The following is a 22,717-nucleotide window of genomic DNA, read 5'->3' as shown; positions in this document are numbered from 1 at the left end:
AAAAAAAATAGCTCCACCATTAGGCGTAGCTATTTTTACAATTATTGCTTATTCAAATTATATTCCTTTATCTAACTCATAAAGTTTACGATACTTTTCATTTTCTTTCAGAAGTTGTTTATGACTACCTTGCATGACAATTTGGCCACGATCAAGGAATATAACTTCGTCTACATGTTCTATTCCTACAAGATGGTGCGTAATCCAAATAACCGTCTTTTCTTCCGTTGCAGAAAACATTGTTTCAATTAAAGACAATTCTGTTTTTGGATCTAAACCGATAGTCGGTTCATCAAGTACAATAATTGGTGTTTCTTGCATAAGAGTTCTAGCAAAAGCAACCCTTTGTCTTTCCCCACCAGAAAACCGCTTTCCCATTTCATGCATTTTTGTTTGTAATCCGTCTGGAAGAGAAGTAACATGTGAAGCTAATTGTGCTTTCTCTAAAGCTTTCCATATCTCTTCATCCGTCGCCTCTGGTTTGCCAATTCGTACATTATTTCCAATTGTCGTATCAAACAAATGCGGCTTTTGATTTAATACAGAAATATATTTAGATAAAAGATTCGTATGAGCTCGTTCACCATTTAGTACAACTTGGCCATTTACTGGGCTTAACGCCCCTGTTAACAATTTTAGTAAAGTAGATTTCCCTGTCCCACTTCTCCCTAAAATAGCAATTTTCTTCCCTGTTTTTATTTGTAATGATACATCTTTTAATACAATCTCATTACTATCTGGATAACTATACGATACGTGATTCAGTTCAATATCTACATGTTTTGGTTCAATATAATCTTTCTCTCCATGCAAATCCGTTTCATCATGTAAAACACTATCACTTTCTACGCCATTAAGACGATGGGTAGATTCTACATACGACGGTATTCGATCGATGGCATCTGCAATAGGAATAAGCGCGTTCGTTACAGATAAAGTCATTAATACGAAAGCTGCGATAACTGTAGGAGCAATTTGTTCACTTGCCGCTTCATTCCCAGTCCATATGATCATCGAAATAACTACAATACCTACTACTAATTGAATGATACTGTCCCGAATATGATACCAGCGTTTCACTCTCTTTTCGATTTTTAACAACTGATCATTTTGTTTTACATACTCATTAATAAATTCATCTTTACGACCACTTGCTTGCCAATCAGATAATCCAAAAACAGCATCTGTCAGTTGTTGATACAAACGGTTTCTTCCTTGCTTTAAAGTAACATGATGTTTCTTCATCAAAAGTAATGATACAAACGGAAGAAGAAAAACGATAATAGCTAACATACAACCTACAATAAGTGCAAAAACAAAATCAAATGCACCGATAACAAGTACGAAGATACTATAAACAACTAGCGCTAATATGCTAGGAAATATTGTACGTAAATATAGGTTTTGCAAATGCTCTATATCTTCGGATAACACTCCTAACATATCACCCGTTTGAAATCGAGAACGGAAAAATAACGCCTGTGGTTCTACTATTCTATATAGCCTCGTTCTCATTTTTTCTAATATACGTAGTACGACATCATGTCCGACTAAGCGCTCTATATAATGAAATACAGCTTGCCCTATACTAAACGCTCTTGTTGCAACAATAGGAACATATACAGCCATTACATTTTCTGGTCTAAGGGCAGATTTTGAGATTAAATAACCTGAAATAAAAAGTAACATCGCTCCTGAACTAACTCCAAGAAGACCAAGGAAAATAGTTAAAGTCATTCTACCTTTATTTTGTTTTATATAAGGTTTAACCCAGTTACTCATTTCTCTCCCCTCTCTTCCCTATGAAAATGTAATGTCTCATTCTCTAAAAGTTCTTCATACGTCCCACTTTCTTTCATTTCCCCTTTATTTAAAATAAGAATATGGTCCATTTGTTTCATCCAATGTAGACGGTGGGTTGCTAAAAATACTAACTTTCCATTAAATAGACGTAACATCGCTTGCTTTATTTCAAATTCGGTTTCAATATCAAGATGTGCCGTAGGCTCATCTAATAAAATGATTGGTTTTTTACTTAAAAGCGCACGCGCCATAGCAACACGCTGTTCTTGTCCGCCACTTAGCATACGTCCACCTTCTCCAATTCTTTCGTGCATCCCATTTGGAAGTGATGTAACGAGTGAACGAAGGCCGACTTCATTAATAACTCTTTCAACTTCTTCATCTGTTGCATTTGTTTCATAAAAACGAATGTTATCCTTTAATGAAAGCGGAAAAATATAAGGTTGCTGCGGAATATAAGCGATATTTTTTTGCCAATCTTCACGAGTAGATCCATCAACTTCTACACCATTTACTAACATCTTTCCACTCGAAGGAGATAAAAAACCTGCTAATACGTCGATTAACGTCGATTTGCCTGCACCACTTTCACCAATAACACCAATAGCACCGTTACCTTCCCAAGTAAAATTAATTCCTTCTAATATAGCCTTTTCAGATTCAGTATTATTAACTTTGATGTCTTGTAATTTCAAGCTACTAGAGGCATTCCATACTATATCTTCATTTAAATCTTTCTTTTGTATTCCTTTTTGTTGTTGCAAAATCTCTTCTATTTGCTCCATCGCAATTTGTCCATCTAATGTCGCATGATAATTTGCTCCCACTTGTTTAATCGGCAGAAAATATTCCGGAGCTAAAATCAAAATTGTAAGGGCTGGTAATAGTATAATCGTTCCATCTATTAAACGTATCCCTAATCCAACTGCCACAAACGCAATTGATAAACTCGTAAAGAAATCTAATGCAAAAGAAGAAAGAAAAGCAACTCGCAAAGTACGCATCGTTGCTTTTCTATACCTTTTACTTACTTTTTCAATCTTTCCTTCGTGCTGTTCACTTTTCCCTAAATACTTTAATGTTTCTAAACCTTTTAACGTATCTACAAAATGGTTCGAAAGTACACGATATATCTCGTACTGACTATCTGCCATTTTTTGCGCTGCCAATCCGAGAAGAATCATAAATATGATCACGATAGGAATCGTTACAACTAAAATGATTCCAGACTCAATATCTAGCGTAAAAACGTATAGTACAATTAGACCTGGAACGATGCTACTTCTAATCATTTTAGGAATCGTTAATTCAATATATGTTTTAAATTTCTCAATCCCTTCAATTGATAAGGTAACCAGATGACCAGTTCCAACAGTTTGAACATACCTTGGACCTAATGTGAAATATGCCTCTATTAGTTGTTTTCTTAGTAACGACCCTGTTTTTTCAGCAAAACGTTCCACTAATATTTGTGATGTTCGAACTACTATGTGACGCGCTGCAAACGCGATACCAAAATAAACAATTTCACTTAATATTGTTTGTACTGTCTCTCCATGAAATAAAAACGTAATAGCTCGTGCTAAAAAGATTGTTTGCGCAATAATACTAAAAGCTTCTAAAATACTAATAATCGTTAACGCTACATATAAAATACGGCTACCGGGATAAGACGGAAGTCCTCTTTTTCTTTTCATTAGTACTCCAAATCGTTGTCTGACTTAACAGGTTGTCTAAATACATAATAACTCCATATTTGACTTCCGATAACGAAAGGCAAAATAGCAATCGCAAAGTAAGTCATAAGTTTTAATGCATAAGCTCCTGATGCTGCGTTGTAAATTGTCAAATCATTCATTGCTCCTAAAGAGCTAATCATAACACGTGGGAACATACCGATAAATACACTCGCACTTAGTAAAATGATTGTTAAACTCGTCATAAAGAAAGCCCAACCATCTCTTCTTCTTTTATTTAATAAAGTGGACACTAATAGTGCTACAAAAGCTCCGATTGGCACCATAATCCATTCTGTTCCATGAGCAGTGAAAATGTCGGTTTTCCATAACCCCACACCAGCAAAAACAAGAAGTGTAATTAATGAAATTGGTGCAATTTTTATTGCAGCAATTCGTGCACGTTCTCTCAATTTACCAGTTGTACGTATCGTAAGAAATTGTAATCCGTGAACAATACATAGTAGGAGAAACATTACTCCTCCAAGTAACGCAAATGGATGAAGTAATTGCAAGAATCCACCTACAACATTTTTACTCTCATCAATAGGTACACCTACCATAAAGTTTGCAATCGCAACTCCCCAAAGGATAGGAGGTAACATACTTCCAATAAACATCCCCCAATCCCATGCACTCTTCCATTTATGATTATCTATTTTCGCACGAAATTTAAAGGAAACACCTCTTAAAATTAAAGCAAGAAGCATAAATACAAATGGAATATAAAAACCACTAAATAAAGTTGCATACCAGTGCGGAAATGCCGCAAACATGGCTCCACCAGCACAAACAAGCCATACTTCATTCGCGTGCCAGAACGGTCCTATTGTATTTAAGTAAACTCGTTTTTCAAAATCATTCTTTCCTAAAAACCTCGAAACCATTCCTACCCCAAAGTCGAAACCTTCCAGTACGAAGAATCCAACAAACAAGATTGCAATAACTAAAAACCATAACTCATTAAGAGATAACATACTCTTCCTCCTTATCAAATGGATCATGGCTTTGATAATCCTTTTTCGTTTTCTTATTCTTGTGGCCCTTAATGGTACGAACAAATAAGTACACACAAATTCCACCCATAATTAAATACATTGATGTGAATGAAATAAGTGAGAATAATACTTCACCGAATGTTACATTTGGTGATACAGCATCTTCTGTTTTCATTACACCAAATACAACCCAAGGTTGACGACCCATTTCAGTCATAATCCACCCTACTGTATTACCGATGAATGGAAGAGAAATTGCATACACCATTAATTTTAAATACCACGTTTTTTCCGCTAAACGATCTTTTCTTGATAAGAACCATCCGTAAGCTCCTAGAAGAAGCATGAATGTTCCACTCATTACCATCGCTCTAAAACTCCAAAACATTGTATGCACTGGAGGAATATAATCTCCAGGTCCATATTTTTCCTCATATTGTTTTTGAATTTGATTCATCCCTTCAACTTGACCGCTAAACTTATCATACGATAATAGACTTAGCATATAAGGGATTTGAATTTCAAACGAATTTTCTTTCTTCTCTGTATCAATTTTCGAAAATACTGTAAATGGTGCTGGATCCTCACTTGTATTCCATAGCGCTTCAGCTGCCGCCATCTTCATTGGATGTGTCTTAATTAATTGTTGCGCTTGTGCATGACCGAAGAATAATACAAGCGCCGTTGTAATTGTTCCAACAATGATAGAAATTCGGAAAGATTTTTTAAATACTACAGTTTCTTGTCCTTTTGTAATTTTCCATGCACTTACACCAGCAATAAAGAATGCACCTGTTGCAATTGCCGCTGTAATTGTATGCGGGAATTGTACCCATAGTTGTGGGTTTTGAATAATGGCTAAGAAATCATTCATTTGCGCACGACCATCAGCTGCCATTTCATACCCGACAGGTGACTGCATAAATGCACTTGCAGTTAAAATCCAGAATGCTGATAACATCGTTCCAATTGAAAGGAGCCAAATACACATTAAGTGAATTCGCTTCGGTAATTTATCCTCACCGAATACCCATAAACCCAGGAATGTAGACTCAATGAAAAATGCCAGTAATCCTTCAATCGCAAGTGATGGACCAAATACATCACCTACAAAACGTGAATACGTTGACCAGTTCATACCAAACTGAAATTCTTGTAAAATACCTGTTACTACACCTACTGCAAAGTTAATAAGGAATAATTGCGTCCAAAACTTTGCCATCTTCTTATATACTTCTTGCCCTTTTACCACATACAACGTTTGCATGATCGCAATAATAAAAGCTAAACCAATTGACAGCGGAACAAAAAAGTAATGGAAAATCGTTGTTGATGCGAACTGTATTCGTGCCAATTCGAGCGTTTCCATACTAAAATCACTTCCTTCATAGTTTTTATAATAAAAGTTAATTGAGCAATCTTATCAAACTCAATTATTAAGAAATACGAAAAGACAAAAACATTTTGTATGTATTGTCGAAAAATATGAAGTTTCAGTTTTTCAAACTATTGTAATGCTATTTTTTACCTTTTCACTATTTCTGTAGTGTTTTATTCGTTAATCGAATTGTATAATATACCTGCATAGTAAATTCAGGTTATTTTTGACGTATTATTGACATCATTTTGTCTGAAATATGTCTTTTGTCATTTTTTTGAATCAGATTTTTCTCATTAGCAAAATGTGTTTTTTCAATATACTTCTTACTTTTATATCTATAAAACAATCGTTTTTCTCTTCATACACTTGACTTTCACCCGAAAAAATGTCCTCGGAACTACCCTCGATAAACGCTTGTTTTTTGTCAAGAGAAAAATGTATTTTTAAAATTCAAACTCGAAATAATGTTATTCAAAAATAGAAAATAACTTCCCTCTTCCTCGACTAAAAGTTCATTTTTTTGTCATTTTTCCAGAACAAATAAAAAAAACTGAAAGTCGATTAGACTCTCAGTTTTTTTATTTATTTTGCTGTATGTTTTCTAACGGCTGGTAAAATTTCAGTAGCAATTAATTCAATATTTTTCTCAATTTTATCAAATGGTACACCGCCAAAATCAATTTGTGCCATAAAGCGTTGTTGGCCAAATAATTCATATTGGTACAGCATTTTCTCAATGATTTGTTGTGGGCTACCAACCATTAAAGCATCACGGTAATCTATTGCATTTGTAAATTGCTGTTTCGGATACCCACCACCGCGCAGTGTAAGCATACCAGCATTAATGTGAGGGTAATATTCACTAAGTGCATCTTGTGAATTTTTTGCCGTATAAAATAAACTCGTTGTCGCAACTGGTAAACTAGCTGAATCAAATCCACTTTGTACAGCCGCCTCGCGGTAAGCATCTACTGACACTTTAAAGTTAATTGCTGGACCACCAAGTGTTGTTATCATCATTGGTACACCCGCGCGTCCTGCTTTAATTGCACTAGCTGGTGGACCTCCAACCGCACGCCAAATTGGTAAGTTATTATTTTTCGCTCTCGGAATAACCGATGCATGTGCGAGCGGTGCTCTGAACTGTCCATTCCATGTGACATGTTCCTCGTTATTAATTTTTAATAAAAGATCCATCTTCTCTTCGAATAATTCTTCATAATCATTCACGTTATAACCAAGTAAACTATATCCCCCAATACGAGATCCACGACCAGCCACAATTTCTGCACGTCCATTAGAAATCAAGTCAATTGTAGCGAAATCCTCATATACTCGAACTGGGTCAGATGTACTTAATATCGTTGCTGAACTTGCAATTTTTATATTTTTCGTAGCTTGTGCAATAGCTCCTAAAATAACTGTATGAGCTTGTGTTGTAAAATGCGTTTGATGACTTTCACCGACAGCAAACACATCAAGCCCTGCCTCATCTGCTAACTTAGCTGTTTCAATTAGTTCGTGAATTCTTTTCTCTGGCGTAATTTTCTCCCCATTATGTGGATTTAAAACATGATCACCAATTGAATATAATCCAAACTCAATTCCTTTTCTTATATCTATACGGTATTTTTCCATAGTTACTCTCCCCTTTAATAAAGTAGTATTAGTTTTTTTCTAAAAACGTTGGTAAGTCAGGTATATCTCCGTATTACCTACGCCTTCACTTGATTAGTCAATTGATAGTGTAAAAAAAATTACTCTTGCGGTAATTCTTTTTTTTCACTATGCTTATGAACTTTCGTCATTAGCTCGTATAATATTTTCTGCTCTTCTTCATTTAATACATCATCAAAAAACGAAGATTGAAATGCAAGTTGCTCTGGCAATGCTTTCTCTAAGGCCGATTCCCCTTGCTCTGTAAGACTAATTGTTTTCGTTTTCCAATCTTGTTTTCGTACAATATATCCTTCTTTCTCAAGACGAGTTAACATTCGAGAAATACCACCTTGTGTAACAGTTACCTTTTCAGCTAACTCCATTTGTGTTAGTGGCTGATACGTACGTATTTGCAAAAGCACATCAAATTGAGCTGTCGTTAAATCAAAACGTTTTAAAAACTCATTTGACATTTGATTACTTTGGTTCGTAAATCGTATTAAACGTAACCATATTAATGATCCTATCGTATTATCACGCATGTTTTGTCACTTCCTAGCGTTCATCTTACTATCACTTTACTACGCAAGTGATAAAAAAGCAAGAAAAAATGTAATAAATATATCGATAGAGTATTGCATAAATAATGATAAGTAAGAATTCATATAAACATGAATTCTTACTTATCATTATTCTTAACTTTGCCTTTCATTCATTACTATATTTAAAGCTGCCATAGCTTTTGGCCAACCAACGTAAAAAGCCATATGTGTTATTAATGCAACCAATTCATTCTCCATAACCCCATTTTGTTTAGCTAGCTTCAGATGAAATTGTAATTGTTCTGTATTACCGAGACTGATTAGTGCTGACACAGTACACAAGCTTCTTTCTCTTAATGTTAAAGTGGCATCCCGCCACACTTCCTCAAATAATATCTTTTCACTATAATGAGCAAATGCAGGTGACATTTCTCTCATTTTCTTTTTAATATGTACTTCAATAAGTTCATTTTTTTCTCCCTTTATTTTCACCATTTGTGCTATTCCTTGACCAAATGACCAGTTTTCAGCAGCTGTCTCATTTAATGTAATAAAAATATCCGAAGTTTTAACATCGGAATATTCCGTAATTTTTAAGGATACCGATTGATACAAATCTTTTTTCTGTTGCACTGTTCTTCCCGGTCCACATGTAATAGAAACATAAATCATATTCTCTGTTCTCTTTTCTCCTCTTTCCAACAAATAATATGGATTATATAAAAATTTGTTTTCTTGGTAAGGTAAGAACATTTGAAAATAATCATTTTCAGGGATGTTAAAATGTTCAATTAATGAAAGATGGATACATTCACCCATTTTTTCCAACTCTTCTTCATTTAATATGTTTTCAGGATAATAAATCTTCACAAAAGGCATAGACTTTCATTCCTTTTCTTATTTTTAATATGCAACAAAATTTCATCGTGAAATGTGTAAAATCTCATATACTGTAACACCTTTATTCACTGCAATTTCAGGCTTCTCCTCATAAAAATTAAACCTACTATACCCCCATTTATCCGGATTATAAACGATTACATTCCCTAAACACTTTTCGTTGTTTTGTACATCTTCATTCATAGTGCTTAATTGAGTCCCAATCAGTGTTTTACTTTGAGAAATACTTCCTGCATATTCAACAACATATCTACTTTTCTTAAATCCATCACTTAGATTAACCACTAATGGAACACCTATATGTATTTGTTGCCATCCAAAAGATTGTAAAATGTTATCGTAATACCCTTCAAAGATAAATTTATTCATCCCTTCATGACCATTCCAAATATATAAAGGTGCATAGCAGTTATAAAAATTCCCGTCTTTCTCCGTTTCCGTAATTAAATAAGCTTTAAAATTTAGTGCTTGGAAACCATCAGTTTTATAACCATTATCCTTTACCCTTTTCCTAATAATTTCCATGTCATAATCCTTTGGCAAAATGACCTTATATTGCATTCCAATCATGTTTATCACTCGCTTTCAATCTTATATACATTATGATAAATCGATAAGTAGCTAACGTAAAATAGGTATAAATTATGTTTGGTATCATTTATAATGATAGTGCATAAGGGGCTGAGATATATGGAAATAAATGATCTTATTATATTCAAAACTGTAGCCAGTGAGGGTTCTATTAGTAAAGCTGCTAAAGAGTTAGGTTATGTTCAACCGAACGTAACTGAGCGAATCAAAAAATTAGAACAAGAATTAGAAACGCCTTTACTACATAGAGATAACAAAGGCGTTTCCTTATTACCTTCTGGTGACATTTTATTAGATTACACGAATAAAATATTAACTCTATTAGAAGAAGTAAAAGATGAAATTAAAACGAGTGGTTCTTCTTATATAATAGCGACGTCACAATCTATTTTGACAAATTATTTAAGTAAGCGTATTGAAGAAAACTTCAGAAATTATCAAATATATGTAGAAAGTAGTAGTCATTTGCAAAAATTACTTCAGCAACAAAAAGTTGATATGGTCATAACTTATGAGGATTATCCTGACGCATCGTTTAAAAAAGTGTTCACAACCTCAATTTCTGTAGGCTTATTAAAAGCGAAAGAAAAATGTACCATTGATTATTCAAAAGAAATTTTCTTCGTTAGCAATGACAAAAAGTGCCCTTTTAGGAATAAGACGATACAATTTCTAAAAGAAAATAATTTATCTCAGCGTCAACTTCAACAATTAGATTCTTATTCGCTTATGGAAGAGTTTATTCAGGACGGAAAAGGGATAGCCTTTTTGCCGATTAAAAATGATAAATTGGTACCAATTGAAGATGTTCCAGTTGAGAAATTAGCTGTTCATTTTTTTGCAAATCAAAACTCTTTCAAACAAATCCCTGATGAACTATTTGGTTAATAAAAAAATCCCTCCTTTATGAATCTAAAAGAGGGATTTTCATATTCTATACAATTGATTTTTCACACATTTTGCTCCACTTCTGCACTTTTCTCCTTCTTATTCCGTTTCATATTCTTCAGTCCCTTAACCGTCCCAACCAATCCTTTCGGAAAAACGAGTAGCACGATAATATACAATAAACCTAGAATAATCGTCCATCTTTCAAAAATCGGATATTCCGTCGCTAGTTCTGATAAATAATATTTTAGGGATTCAATAATCCCAGATCCAGCAATAGCTCCAATTAATGTTCCGACTCCTCCAATCATTGTCATCAAGAGTGCATTTAGTGTCATTTCAATTGAAAATACAGTCGTATTGACAAAGCGTAATGTAATAACAAATAAACCACCGCTAATTGCAGCTACTATTCCTGCCACTACACTTGCGATTATTTTATAATGGAGGACTTTATATCCAAGTGCTTCAACACGTTGTTCATTTTGTGAAATTGCCTTTAATACTTTCCCAATAGAAGACTTTGTAAAAAGACGTAATAGAATAAAAATGAAGCATAAACATACAAGTGATACATAATAAAAAGTAAAACGATCACGGAATATTTCTGGTACCCCAAATGTAAAACCATCTCCTCCGTGAGTGAGCCCACGCCATTTTTCAGCAAGGACGAAAAACAACTGTGAAATAGCAAGTGTTAACATTGCATAAAAATGACTTTTCAATCGTAAAGAAAGCAAACCAATTATATAACTAACGATTGCTGAAACGATAATTGCAGCTACTATTCCAATTAAAAAGTTCGTTATTGATACGCCTTGTCGATCAAATAAAAGCGCTACCCCATATGCTCCTATCCCAAAGAACATACAATGACCGAACGATACAATTCCTGTATACCCAAGCAATACATCAAAACTCATTGCAAAAATAGCAAAGATGAAGATTTGAGTGAACAAAATTAACAGGCTCCGTGAATCATTTACGAACGGAAATACACTTAAACAAATGAGCATACATACTCCGAAGTATACTTTAATTCGGTCCGATGTGTTGTTCACCATTTCACCCCTTTTCACCAACAAGTCCAGTTGGCTTCACTATTAAGAAAAATAGTAACATTAACATATTAATTGCAAGTGATAAATCTGGTATAAAATACGCTGTAAAAGCACCAGCTAATCCGACAATTAAAGAAGCAATAGCTGAACCTTGTACGCTTCCTAATCCACCGATAATTACTACTATAAAAGCTAAAATTGCATACTGCATGCCCATCTCGGCGAAAATAACGCCTGAATACGGTGCTAATAAGAATCCTCCCAAAGCTGCCATCCCTGCTCCTAATAAAAAGACGAAAGAAAATATCGCTTTTACATTAATACCAAGCGCTTGAACCATTTCTTTATCCATTACACCTGCACGGATCATAAGACCTATCTTCGTCTTTTTGAGTAATAGTAGTAGTGCGATGTAAATAATTATCCCAATCAAAATAACAAATAGACGATATTTAATTAATATAATACCTCCGAATGTAAAACTTCCTTGTAACCATAACGGTAATTTTGCACTAATAGGGTTTGGCCCCCAAAATATTTTAATACACTCACTAAGAACGAGCATTCCTCCAAGCGTAACGAGCAGCTGTCGAACATGATTTCCATATACCGGTCTAATAAGAAACCTTTCTAAAATAAATCCTAGGAACATTCCCATGGCTACTGCTCCAACTAAAGCTAATATATAACTTCCTGTCATATTAAATAACCAAACACCTGTAAATGCTCCCCATGCAAATAAACCACCGTGTGCAAAGTTTAAAACGCTCATTAGACCGAAAATAAGTGAAAGACCTGATGCTAACAAAAAAATGAGCATCCCTGTTGAAATCCCATTTACAAATAAATTGATTAACACATCCATCCTTTTCACCTCGGATTCATGTTAAGAGATTCCTAAATATTTATGACACATTTCCTTATCCTTTTTTAATTCATTCATAAAACCGTTATGAACAATTCGTCCGTTATCCATAATGTAAAAATAATCACCAATTTGACTAGCCATCATAAAATTTTGCTCAACAAGTAAAACTGTTGTTTTCTCTTTCATCTTCAAAATAGCTACCATTAATTTCTCCACCATTATCGGGGATAGCCCTTTGCTCGGCTCATCAATAAGTAATAATCCATCACTATTAATAAACGCTCTTGAAATAGCCAACATTTGCTTTTGCCCTCCGCTCAAGAGCCCACTTTTCTTATTCCAAAACTGCTTTAAATCCGGAAATAGTTCCAGCATCCACTCTATTTTCCCTTCTACTTCCACACCTTTTCCCCTAGCAAGAGCGAATGTTTCTTCTACTGTCAAATCATGAAAAATACCTTGATTTTCTGGTACATACCCTATTCCTTTCCTTGAAATTAAATGTGTAGGTAATCCACTTACTTTTGCACTATCATAATAAATTTCACCATCTGCAATGCGGTGAAACCCCATAACTGAACGTAATGTCGTTGTTTTCCCTGCCCCGTTTCTACCAAACAGTACAGTAATTGTCCCTTTCTCAACAGCAAGAGATACTCCTTGCAAAATATGAAACTGATCTAAATACGTTTCTATATTATTCACTTGTAATAGTGCCACTATATAATCCCCCTAAATAAGCACTTTGTACACGCTCATCTTTCATAATTTCTTCTGGCAATCCTTCAGCCAATAACTCTCCATGAAATAAAACGATAAGATGATCTGACAAACCTAGTATCATATCCATTTTGTGTTCGATAAGTACAATTGTGCTCTCTGGATGTTTCTTAATATTTTCAATCACTTGTAATATAGCAGGGACCTCCTCAACCGAAATACCTGCCGTCGGCTCATCAAGTAATAACACATCCGTTTTTAAAGCCAATAACATCGCAAGTTCTAGCTTTCTTTTCTCTCCATGTGCCAAATCTTTCGCTAATACGTTCTCTTTCTCGTGAAGTAATACTGTTTTTAAGAAACGTCTCGCCTCTCCAACTTGTTGCTTTAATTTTGCTGAACTCGGGAAAAAACTATAGTAATCTTGTACGAATGATTGAACACTTAAACGGACATTTTCAAGTACCGTTAATTCTGGGAATATGTTTGTAAGCTGAAAAGAGCGACCGATTCCTAAGCGTGTTCGATCTGAAATCGATAGTTTTGTAATATCTTGCCCTTTAAAATACACTTCACCTGTTGTAGGTGAAATCTGTCCACTTAGTAAATTAAATAATGTTGTCTTCCCCGCACCATTTGGCCCGATAATAGAAATGAGCTTTCCTTTTTGGACAGTTAAATTTACATCTTTAATAACTTGATGTTCACCAAAAGATACACTAAGATTTTTCGTCTCTAGCAAATGTGTCACGAAATCCCTCCCTTTAAAGCCGTGAGTATGAAGGAAATATGTATAAAGAGGGTCCCCCCTCTTTATACAAAAACAACAGAAAATTCAGTCTATTTATTTTGAACTGGTGGTTCTGTTTCTTTCATCGTTAATTCTCGCTCTAACACTGGCACCGGATAATCAACACCATCTTGCTTTTTCAATGTGATAGAATACAGCGTCTGCATCGCTTGGTGGTCCTTCTCTCTAAACTTCATCTTTCCTTTCGGTGTATCAAATTCCATTCCTTCCATTTTCTTAATCAAGGTATCTACATCTGTATCACCTTTTGTTTTCTTTAAGGCTTCTACAATAGAAATTGCTGCTGACATTCCTCCCGCTGTAAACAAATCTGGCACTACACCATTAAAACGTTTTTTATGCTCTTCAACTAGCCAATCATTCACTTTATTTTTTGGAAGTGTGTGATAATATACAGAAAAACCTTGCATACCTACTAATGCATCCATTGTTTTTAATGCTGGTATATCTGGCGCACCTGTAGAAATTTTAATACCTTGCGCTTCCACATTCATATCTTTCAACTGTTTCCAAGGTGAATTTGCCCCTGCCCAAACAATAAATAAATAATCTGGTTTTGAACTAATGATATTTTGAATATTCGCTGTAAAATCTGTTGAATTTGTATCCGCGTATTGCTCATTCACAATGCTCGCACCTAATTTTTTCGCACCCGCTTTAAATGCAGCAATCCCTTCACGACCAAAAGCGTTATCTGGGGCAAATGTCGCAATCTTTACACCTTTTTTCGCAATTGCCGCTGCTCCTGCAATCGCATCTTGTGAGGAACTTCTTCCAGTTCTAAAAATATATTTATTCCAGTTCTTCCCGGTAATACTATCCGCAACTGCCGGTTCTACAACCATAATCTTTTCATATTCCCCGGCCAGTGGTAAAACCGCTAACGTATCACTTGAACTAGACGATCCAACTAAAAAATCAACTTTCTCTTCTTCTAATAACTTCGTAGCTTTTTTAACTGCTACATCAGCTTTCGTTTCTGTATCTTCTACAACAAACTTAATCTTTTTCCCATCTACTTTCCCAGTTCCACCAGTTGCATAGTCTAACCCTAATTCAAATCCGTTCACTGTTTGTTTTCCATACGATTCTAGCGGTCCTGTTAAAGAAGCAAGAACTCCTACCTTAATCGTTTTTTCATCCTCTGTACTTGTTTTCTTTCCTGAACAAGCTGCCGTTATTAATAACGAACCTAAAACACAACCAGTAAACATTGTCTTTAGCCACTTACGTTTTTTCATCGACATTGTGATCCTCCCCATACTTTACTTTCTGATAGAATCAAACACGCCAAAATCCCCTGTCCGTAATCATGACTAACTAATTCGATAGATAATGGAAAACTCTTGTAGTACCCTCTACATTCGGCACAAATATATAATCACCTTCCTATGTAATGGAAACGGACATACAATCAATATATATTCTGTAATCCAATTGAAAATACTGTTTCATTTCAGTAATGATCATACAAAAAGACTAACTTATTTTTTAAGTTAGTCTTTTCACCTTAATTAGAGTTAAGTTCTACTTTCTCTAACCCTTCAGCCAATTGTTTCTTATCTAGTCCTTCTCCTATTACTACTAAGTTTGTCGGGAAACCGAAGTCTTGTTCTAATAAAGTTGGTACTCCGAACGAATATTGGAATAGGTGAGGGTATTTATCTCCACGGAATTTCACAAAACCTTTCACTCGATAAATACTATCTGGTAAATTCGAAAGCCATTCATATAATTTGTCTTGATCAATCGGTTTCGTAAATTGATATGTCATCGTTTGTATATGTAAATGCTGTTTGACATGTAGTGTCTCATGTTCCTCATCATTTGGAAATTCTGCTTCCTCTATATCTTTTAAAGATATATTGCAATACTTTGTCTCATACATTTTCGCATGATCATTTATTGCCTTTACTTCTTCAAATACTGTGTTCTTATCTTCATCTGTTAGTAAATCTGCTTTATTAACAAGAATGTGACTACCAAATTTAAGTTGCTCATGCAATAGCTGTTGTACATTTGCACTTAATATACTTCGGTTTAACCACCTTACTGCATCTAAAACGACTACAATTGATTTCACTTCCAGAAAAGGAGCTAAAATTGGCGAGACACACGCGTCTAACACTTCAATTGGATGCGCAACACCTGTCGTTTCTATATAAATTACATCTGGTCTTTCTTGTTGGTATAACGAATGTAATTGTATTTCAAGCTCTTCTTTTAATGTACAACAAATACATCCTTTAAGAAGTTCTCTTAAAACATTCTCTTTTCCAATAATATCTGTATCTACCGAGTATTCACCAATTTCATTCATTAATACTGCAACTTTTCTATTCTTCTTTTTCTCTGCTAACAATAAATTTTGTAATAATGTTGATTTTCCACTACCTAAAAAACCACCTAATATATGAATCTCCACTTTATTCATTCAACCGACCATCCATTTCTTTACTTCAAATGTATTCAAAGCGTAATAATTACGATTTATATTTATCATTTTATTAAAAGAATGAACATTTGTAAATATAAGAGATTCACTGTTCATTTACTTCATATGCAACTCTAACTCCAGACTCAATTGCCCCTTGCATCCATCCATGTGTTAATGTCGTATGCTCTCCTGCAAAATGTACTTTTCCAGATGGTGGTGTAATATACGGAAATAACTCGAGCTCTTGGCCTGGTTCGAAAGCTGTAAATGCACCGCAAGAATACGGATTTTTACTCCAGCTAAAAGATGTTCCAGTGACAAACTCACTATAGACGATGTCACCGTATATTTCCGCTAAATTTTTTAATGCGTAACGAATACGATCTCTTTGCGGGAGACTATCCCATGTTAACGCCTCATCTGCCCACGTATAACTTGCTATAACGATAGCTGGTCCTGGAGTATGAATGCCATAACTCGGATAGTATGTAAACCGTATCGGTAAATCAGTAATAGATTTACCTCCACACTGTCCCGCTTTCTCCCAAAATCTACTTTTAAACTCTATTGCAATTTTAGTTGCAGCAATATAATTTAATTCACGAATTGCTCTTTTTTTAAAATAAGAGAATAAATAGTATGGCTGAACTTCTACAAATCTTAACGCTGAAAATGGAATTGTAATAATAGCAAAATCACTTGTTATTGTAAATTGCTCTAACGTTTGTTCATGATTTCCTTGTAACATTACTTTATTATCTTCTTGTATAATTTTATCAACCTTATACTGCATTAAAATATGTTCCCTTAATTGTGGTAAGAATGCATTCGATAACTTATCCATTCCACCAGTTATTTCATAATATTTCGTTGTTGAAGTAAAGAAAATCATTTCACGTAATACTTCAATTAAGGACATTCCCATATAAGCTTCCATATCAAGAAGTACCCCAATCATATCTATTGCACCATCTGAATAATACTCCATTAAAAATGAACCAAGCGAATACGTTTTATACTTTTTTTCAACGATAAGCCAGTTTTTATCAGGATCCTTCTTAATATAATTTAGTATTGGTTCTAATACCTCAATCATTAGCTCTTCTGCCGTTTTTCCTCTTTCTTTATCCAAAACCGGATATTCAAGTACACTTGGATCATTTTCAAACACATTCAATCTCGTTTGAATGTTATTCGTATAAATGATATCTGCAAAAGTTTTATTTATAAAAAGGTTTAAAGGTAGTTTAAATTTATGAATATACGCTAAGGTTAACTTATGGGTGTCAGGGATTCTCATCGGTCCCGCATTAAAATATAAACCCACACTAAATGGTTCCCGAATCGTATACACTCTGCCACCTATTCTGTTATTTGCTTCTATAATCGTTACTTCGTGCCCAGCCTCTTTTAATAAAGAACCTGCAACTAATCCAGAAATCCCTGCACCTGCAATCGTAATCCGTTTTGGGTTATTCTTTTTAACAAGCCCTGCATGAATAATATGAAGCATTTCTTCCATTGTTAATGGGTTCCCCATACCATTTCCCCTTTTACAAAGGATTTTACTGAATTATATTCGGTTCACTGAATTCCTATGTTTTGTTCGCAGATTTGCACGGATACATTTTCAAATACTTGAATATCTTTTATAAAATGTAATAAACTAGATATGACTCTATAGAAGTAAGACGTATTATCTTACATAACAAAACCAATGAAATTGCGAGGAATTTTGAAATGAAAAAAGGTATTAACCGTGTTGTATTAGTAGGAACAGGAGCAGTTGGATGTAGTTATGCTTACTGCATGATTAACCAAGCCGTAGCTGAAGAATTTGTTTTAGTCGATGTAAATGAAGCAAAAGCTGAAGGGGAAGCAATGGATTTAAGTCATGCTGTTCCATTCGCCCCAGCTCCAACTAGAGTATGGAAAGGCAGCTACGAAGATTGTAAAGATGCTGACCTTGTAGTTATTACAGCTGGATTACCACAAAAGCCAGGCGAAACACGTTTAGATTTAGTTGAGAAAAACGCCAAAATCTTTAAACAAATCGTTCGCAGTATTATGGATAGCGGATTTGATGGCATCTTCTTAATCGCAACAAACCCTGTAGATATTTTAACTTATGTAACTTGGAAAGAATCTGGTTTACCGAAAGAACGTGTAATCGGTTCTGGTACAACGCTTGATTCTGCTCGTTTCCGCTATATGTTAGGTGAGTACTTCGATATTGGTCCACACAACATTCACGCTTATATTATCGGAGAACACGGCGATACTGAACTTCCAGTTTGGAGCCATGTTTCCGTTGGTATCCAAAAACTACAAACACTGCTTGAAAAAGACAACACGTATAATCAAGAAGATTTAGACAAAATTTTCATAAACGTCCGTGATGCAGCTTACCATATTATTGAGCGTAAAGGCGCAACTTATTATGGTATCGGTATGTCACTTCTACGTGTTACAAAAGCAATTTTAAACGACGAAAATAGTGTATTAACTGTATCAGCTTACTTAGAAGGTCAATACGGTCAAAAAGATGTTTATATCGGGGTACCTGCTGTTTTAAATCGCGGCGGTGTTCGTGAAATTTTAGAGGTTGAATTAAGTGAAGATGAAGAATTAAAATTCGACCACTCTGTTCAAGTATTGAAAGAAACAATGGCTCCGGTTCTTTAATTAAGATAAAAAGCAATCCAATTTATTTTGGATTGCTTTTTATTTTCATTATCTCCTATGACTTTTTAGTGATTTTCTATCATTTCTTATTTTTTAGTCGCATCCTCATTATTTATATCAAGTACATCTAATAAAAAGATAAAGATTGGTATCCCGATAATAAGCCCCCATATTCCGAGGAAATGCTCTGAGAAGATAAGAATCATAAATGTGTAGAATATTGGTAAATTTGTTTTTGCAGACATAAACTTCGGATTTAAAAAATAACTTTCAAGAGCATGGATTACTGTTATGAATACGAGTATGTATACTACGTACATAACTCCGCCTACGTTGTAAGCAATGATACAAAGTGGAAACAAAGAAATAATCACACCTGCAACAGGAATCAACCCTAGTAAGAAAATCATAACAGCTAATACAAGTAGCTGTGGAAATCCTAAAACGATTAATGCAATGACAGTAAGAATACAATTTACAACGGCAATTAAAAACTGAGCCTCAATTACTTTTCCGAACGATCTTGCAAATCTTTCACCAAAATATGCAATTTCCTCATAAAAGATTTTTAACTTACTATCTTTAAACTTAGATGTAAATGTAATAATACGCTCTTTTTCTAATAAGAAAAATAAGCTTAAAATTAGAGATAATAATATTTGTAAACTTACCTTCCCTATATTTGCTATTGATTGATAGATGACATCTACACCTTGTTCTATATATTTTGATACTTCCATCCCATTAATTGTCGAAAGTGCATATTTAACGATTTCATTATCAGGTGGATTTTGAAAAAATAGTTTAAACTGATAAATTAATTGTGAAATTTGTATCGTCAGCACAGGTAAATATTTATATAACGTTGTGCCTATAAAGGAAACCAATATTATATATAAACATGCAATAACAATTTTCCGGTTTACTTTCAATTTTCTTGAAATAAAACGTTGAAATCGATCCATTAAAAACGTCAGTATAAACGTAATTAATATTAAATTAATCATACTTTTTAATGCGTATAATACAAGCGCTACTATTATTAAAACGAGAAACCGTTGAAACCCTCTACTTCGAAAAAAACTCTTTACTTCATTCATTAAGAATTAACCTCCCCCTTCAATGGATGGAAATTGAATATATTACATTTTATGAACTCCTATAGACAATCTTTCTTACTAATTGGGAAGAATCCTTTTTTCTTTTTTATTGTCGGATTTTTTCATCTAATACTTTTCTAAAAACTACTTTATCAATTCTATCTTTATCTTTCGTTTTTTCTGTCATAGTATCTTTTTCGTCATAACCTACCATTACGATTACAGGAATACTATATAAGTTCGATTTCTTATTTAACGCTCTCTCTTTGTCTAACTTTCGCGCCACTTCCATCGCATTAGGATTAATCTCTGTAACAGCATTTAATGCTATTCCATTTTTTCATGTTGTTCTCTCCAATCTACAAGTTGCTCACTAGTAAATTTTCAGATTGAAAAAAGAGAGTTATCTTCTTAACTCTCTCTAGACAAAATGCTAAATGATACAATTAATTATTCCAATCAAATCATTGCTTTTTTTCCATTCGCTTCGCTAACAATTCCTTCACTTGGTTATAGGTTAACCCTGAATTTTTATTTAAACGCTTTACTTCCTCAACATCAGTACCTACCACTGTATATTTTTTCTCATCATTCATTTTTCTAATTCCCTTCTCACCGTATTATTTCTTATATTTCTTCCCTAAATACGCATAAATTAACACCACTACAAAAAAGGAAGCTGTTTTTAAGCACAGCTTCCTTCTCGTTACATATTGTATTTCTTAATAAAATTTCACTACATCTTCAGTAGGTAAGAACGTTCTTTCTGCTGGTTGTTCGTTTGGTTCACCAAATGGCATTTGACCTACTAAGCTCCACTCTGCCGGAATGTTCCAAGTTTCTTTCACTTCAGCATCTACGATTGGGTTGTAATGTTGTAATGACGCTCCAATTCCTTCAGAAGATAATAGCATCCACACAGTATGTTGTAACATCGCATTTCCTTGATGAGACCAGAATGGGAACTGATCTTTATATAATGGGGCATTTTCTTGCATTTTTTCTACAGTTGCTTGATCTTCAAAGAATAGAACTGTTCCTACACCTGCATGGAAGCCTTTTAGTCTTTCTACAGTCGCTTCAAAGTTTTCTGCTGGTACGCGGGCTCTTAGTGTTTCTTTAACGATATCCCAAAACTTTTCATGCTCTCCATCCATTAATACAACCATACGACCACTTTGCATATTGAAAGATGTTGGTGCGTGTAAAGCTGTTTTTAACACTTCTTCAATTCTTTCTTTCGTAATTGCATCGTTTTTTGCTACTTTACGAATTGAACGGCGGTTCACGATTGCTTCTTTTAAGTTTGTTGTAGTTGCTGACATTTTAATTCCTCCAAATGTTTGTTTTATAATTTATTTTGTTATTTCATAACAAGCGAATTAGCAATATCCATCGGTATTACATTGCATACCTTCAAATGAATTTGTTTTATCCTTTTCAATTTCTTTATCAATGACCCTTTCTAGTGTTTCTTTACTAGCAAGCCCTTGAATGACTTCATCTCCAATCATGACAGTTGGAACAGCCATAATATTCGCTTCATCATATGCGTGTTGAATTGCTTCTTGATGCTTTTCTTTATATTTACGAGTTACTAAAGCATCTTTAAATTCCGCCTCAGGAAGTCCTACTTCTACCGCTAATTTTGTTAACACATCAATATCTTCAATGTTTTGCTCTTCTTGGAAAAATGCTGTGAATACGCGGTGATGATACTCATTACCTAGTCCACGTTCTTTCGCAAATTGACATCCTTCGAAAGCTAAATGTGTATATGGATGCGGTGAAACACGTGGCAAGCGCATATCAATTCCTAACTTCTTCGCTGTCGGAAGAATGAAAGCATCCCATGAACCTAATTTTTCTGGTTCATTCCATGGATCTATTTTTGAATATGGACTTGGACGTAATTCAAATGGCATCCATTCAATCTCTACATCTTTCTCTTTCGCTACCTCATCTAATGGACCTTTTGCTAAAAAACAAAACGGACATATAAAATCTGAGTATACTTTCATTTTTACAGTCATAACTTTTACACCTTACCTTTATTGTTGTAATCAAATCGGTTACATTAATGACAAAAAAATATAAATATGATTTAAGCATTCATTTTTTCTTGCAAAGTTTCAAACAACTGCCCCATTGTAATATTTCTCAAAACTTCTTCCATCGCGGATTGTGCTTGAATTAAAATAATTTCTAACACCGCTTGAATATTCGCACCAATTGGACAATCTGGATTCGGTTTCTCGTGAATATGAAATAGCTTGTCTTCTTCGACTACGTTCACTGCATGATACACATCTAACAATGTGATTTCATATAAATCCTTTAGTAATCCCGCGCCACCGGGTCCACGATTTACGTAAACAAAGCCAGCTTGTTTCAAGTACGACATGATTTTACGAATGACTACTGGATTTGTATTAACACTCTCAGCCATATAGTCTGAAGTACAAAGTGAAGATGGATTGTTTTTCAAAATAGATAAAATATGAACAGCTATGGAAAAGCGGCTACTAATTTTCATC

22 protein-coding genes and 2 pseudogenes are annotated in these 22,717 nt (G+C 34.3%); 2 read left to right on the top strand and 22 right to left on the bottom strand.

What is annotated here, in order from left to right:
* Window positions 1-57: 57 nt before the first annotated feature.
* From cydC to ACXKY9_RS08740, 9 genes and pseudogenes are all read right to left on the bottom strand, one after another.
* On the bottom strand, window positions 58-1,782 hold the full coding sequence (gene cydC, locus ACXKY9_RS08780; protein WP_000073649.1) for a thiol reductant ABC exporter subunit CydC: 1,725 nt from the start codon (window positions 1,780-1,782) through the stop codon (window positions 58-60).
* On the bottom strand, window positions 1,779-3,500 hold the full coding sequence (gene cydD / locus ACXKY9_RS08775; protein WP_000824021.1) for a thiol reductant ABC exporter subunit CydD: 1,722 nt from the start codon (window positions 3,498-3,500) through the stop codon (window positions 1,779-1,781). Before cydD ends, cydC begins: the two co-directional genes overlap by 4 nt.
* A complete protein-coding gene (gene cydB, locus ACXKY9_RS08770) occupies window positions 3,500-4,516 on the bottom strand; it encodes a cytochrome d ubiquinol oxidase subunit II (protein WP_000950086.1) in 1,017 nt (338 codons plus the stop codon). Before cydB ends, cydD begins: the two co-directional genes overlap by 1 nt.
* Window positions 4,503-5,906: a cytochrome ubiquinol oxidase subunit I gene (cydA, locus tag ACXKY9_RS08765; RefSeq protein ID WP_000448869.1), complete on the bottom strand. Its 1,404-nt coding sequence runs from the start codon at window positions 5,904-5,906 to the stop codon at window positions 4,503-4,505. Before cydA ends, cydB begins: the two co-directional genes overlap by 14 nt.
* Window positions 5,907-6,500: 594 nt before the next feature.
* Window positions 6,501-7,556 carry an LLM class flavin-dependent oxidoreductase gene (locus ACXKY9_RS08760; protein ID WP_000417540.1) on the bottom strand — a complete coding sequence of 352 codons (1,056 nt, stop codon included), beginning with the start codon at window positions 7,554-7,556 and terminating at the stop codon, window positions 6,501-6,503.
* Window positions 7,557-7,675: 119 nt separating this feature from the next.
* Window positions 7,676-8,119, bottom strand: a complete 444-nt coding sequence (locus tag ACXKY9_RS08755; protein ID WP_001205528.1) for a MarR family winged helix-turn-helix transcriptional regulator — start codon at window positions 8,117-8,119, stop codon at window positions 7,676-7,678.
* Window positions 8,120-8,272: 153 nt separating this feature from the next.
* Window positions 8,273-8,557: a carboxymuconolactone decarboxylase family protein gene (locus tag ACXKY9_RS08750; protein WP_223272771.1), complete on the bottom strand. Its 285-nt coding sequence runs from the start codon at window positions 8,555-8,557 to the stop codon at window positions 8,273-8,275.
* Between the two features lie 27 nt (window positions 8,558-8,584).
* Window positions 8,585-8,998: pseudogene (locus ACXKY9_RS08745) on the bottom strand (tautomerase family protein); the annotation flags it as partial.
* A 42-nt stretch (window positions 8,999-9,040) separates the two neighbouring features.
* Window positions 9,041-9,589 carry a DUF4865 family protein gene (locus ACXKY9_RS08740; protein ID WP_000579915.1) on the bottom strand — a complete coding sequence of 183 codons (549 nt, stop codon included), beginning with the start codon at window positions 9,587-9,589 and terminating at the stop codon, window positions 9,041-9,043.
* A 120-nt stretch (window positions 9,590-9,709) separates the two neighbouring features.
* Between ACXKY9_RS08740 and ACXKY9_RS08735 the strand changes: the two genes are divergently transcribed.
* Complete coding sequence (locus ACXKY9_RS08735) at window positions 9,710-10,498, top strand: LysR family transcriptional regulator (RefSeq protein ID WP_000405000.1); 789 nt, start codon at window positions 9,710-9,712, stop codon at window positions 10,496-10,498.
* A 62-nt stretch (window positions 10,499-10,560) separates the two neighbouring features.
* On the opposite strand, the gene ACXKY9_RS08730 is transcribed toward ACXKY9_RS08735, so the two are convergent.
* The 7 genes from ACXKY9_RS08730 to ACXKY9_RS08700 all read right to left on the bottom strand — a co-directional run bounded on the left by ACXKY9_RS08730 (window position 10,561) and on the right by ACXKY9_RS08700 (window position 17,935).
* Entirely contained in the window at window positions 10,561-11,514 is a 954-nt protein-coding gene (locus tag ACXKY9_RS08730; protein ID WP_002102967.1) for a branched-chain amino acid ABC transporter permease, read from the bottom strand.
* A 49-nt stretch (window positions 11,515-11,563) separates the two neighbouring features.
* Complete coding sequence (locus ACXKY9_RS08725) at window positions 11,564-12,424, bottom strand: branched-chain amino acid ABC transporter permease (RefSeq protein ID WP_000382787.1); 861 nt, start codon at window positions 12,422-12,424, stop codon at window positions 11,564-11,566.
* A gap of 21 nt (window positions 12,425-12,445) precedes the next feature.
* Window positions 12,446-13,147: an ABC transporter ATP-binding protein gene (locus tag ACXKY9_RS08720; RefSeq protein WP_001196697.1), complete on the bottom strand. Its 702-nt coding sequence runs from the start codon at window positions 13,145-13,147 to the stop codon at window positions 12,446-12,448.
* Window positions 13,125-13,898, bottom strand: coding sequence for an ABC transporter ATP-binding protein (locus ACXKY9_RS08715; protein WP_000149338.1), 774 nt, complete (start codon window positions 13,896-13,898; stop codon window positions 13,125-13,127). The genes ACXKY9_RS08720 and ACXKY9_RS08715 overlap by 23 nt, the downstream gene beginning before the upstream one ends.
* 89 nt (window positions 13,899-13,987) lie before the next feature.
* Window positions 13,988-15,205 carry a substrate-binding domain-containing protein gene (locus tag ACXKY9_RS08710; protein ID WP_000062005.1) on the bottom strand — a complete coding sequence of 406 codons (1,218 nt, stop codon included), beginning with the start codon at window positions 15,203-15,205 and terminating at the stop codon, window positions 13,988-13,990.
* A gap of 263 nt (window positions 15,206-15,468) precedes the next feature.
* Window positions 15,469-16,392 carry a CobW family GTP-binding protein gene (locus tag ACXKY9_RS08705; protein ID WP_001044941.1) on the bottom strand — a complete coding sequence of 308 codons (924 nt, stop codon included), beginning with the start codon at window positions 16,390-16,392 and terminating at the stop codon, window positions 15,469-15,471.
* 106 nt (window positions 16,393-16,498) lie between these two features.
* Entirely contained in the window at window positions 16,499-17,935 is a 1,437-nt protein-coding gene (locus ACXKY9_RS08700; protein ID WP_000528025.1) for a flavin monoamine oxidase family protein, read from the bottom strand.
* Window positions 17,936-18,135: 200 nt separating this feature from the next.
* On the opposite strand from ACXKY9_RS08700, the gene ACXKY9_RS08695 reads away from it, so the two are divergent.
* On the top strand, window positions 18,136-19,080 hold the full coding sequence (locus ACXKY9_RS08695) for an L-lactate dehydrogenase (RefSeq protein WP_000715321.1): 945 nt from the start codon (window positions 18,136-18,138) through the stop codon (window positions 19,078-19,080).
* An 86-nt stretch (window positions 19,081-19,166) separates the two neighbouring features.
* Here ACXKY9_RS08695 and ACXKY9_RS08690 read toward each other — a convergent pair whose 3' ends face one another.
* From ACXKY9_RS08690 to ACXKY9_RS08665, 6 genes and pseudogenes are all read right to left on the bottom strand, one after another.
* Window positions 19,167-20,180 carry an AI-2E family transporter gene (locus ACXKY9_RS08690; RefSeq protein ID WP_001006597.1) on the bottom strand — a complete coding sequence of 338 codons (1,014 nt, stop codon included), beginning with the start codon at window positions 20,178-20,180 and terminating at the stop codon, window positions 19,167-19,169.
* Window positions 20,181-20,394: 214 nt separating this feature from the next.
* Window positions 20,395-20,520 (bottom strand): annotated as a pseudogene (locus ACXKY9_RS08685) (amidase family protein); the annotation flags it as partial.
* A gap of 124 nt (window positions 20,521-20,644) precedes the next feature.
* Window positions 20,645-20,776: a hypothetical protein gene (locus ACXKY9_RS08680; RefSeq protein ID WP_000997343.1), complete on the bottom strand. Its 132-nt coding sequence runs from the start codon at window positions 20,774-20,776 to the stop codon at window positions 20,645-20,647.
* A 126-nt stretch (window positions 20,777-20,902) separates the two neighbouring features.
* Complete coding sequence (locus ACXKY9_RS08675) at window positions 20,903-21,505, bottom strand: nitroreductase family protein (protein WP_001277012.1); 603 nt, start codon at window positions 21,503-21,505, stop codon at window positions 20,903-20,905.
* A gap of 57 nt (window positions 21,506-21,562) precedes the next feature.
* On the bottom strand, window positions 21,563-22,213 hold the full coding sequence (locus ACXKY9_RS08670) for a DsbA family oxidoreductase (protein ID WP_000216673.1): 651 nt from the start codon (window positions 22,211-22,213) through the stop codon (window positions 21,563-21,565).
* A gap of 71 nt (window positions 22,214-22,284) precedes the next feature.
* Complete coding sequence (locus ACXKY9_RS08665; protein WP_000704082.1) at window positions 22,285-22,716, bottom strand: Rrf2 family transcriptional regulator; 432 nt, start codon at window positions 22,714-22,716, stop codon at window positions 22,285-22,287.
* Between the last annotated feature and the right edge of the window lies 1 nt (window position 22,717).

It is taken from the genome of Bacillus sp. 2175, from assembly GCF_057812155.1.
Note: the sequence above shows the minus strand (reverse complement) of the source record. Positions and strands in the feature narration are given on the sequence as shown.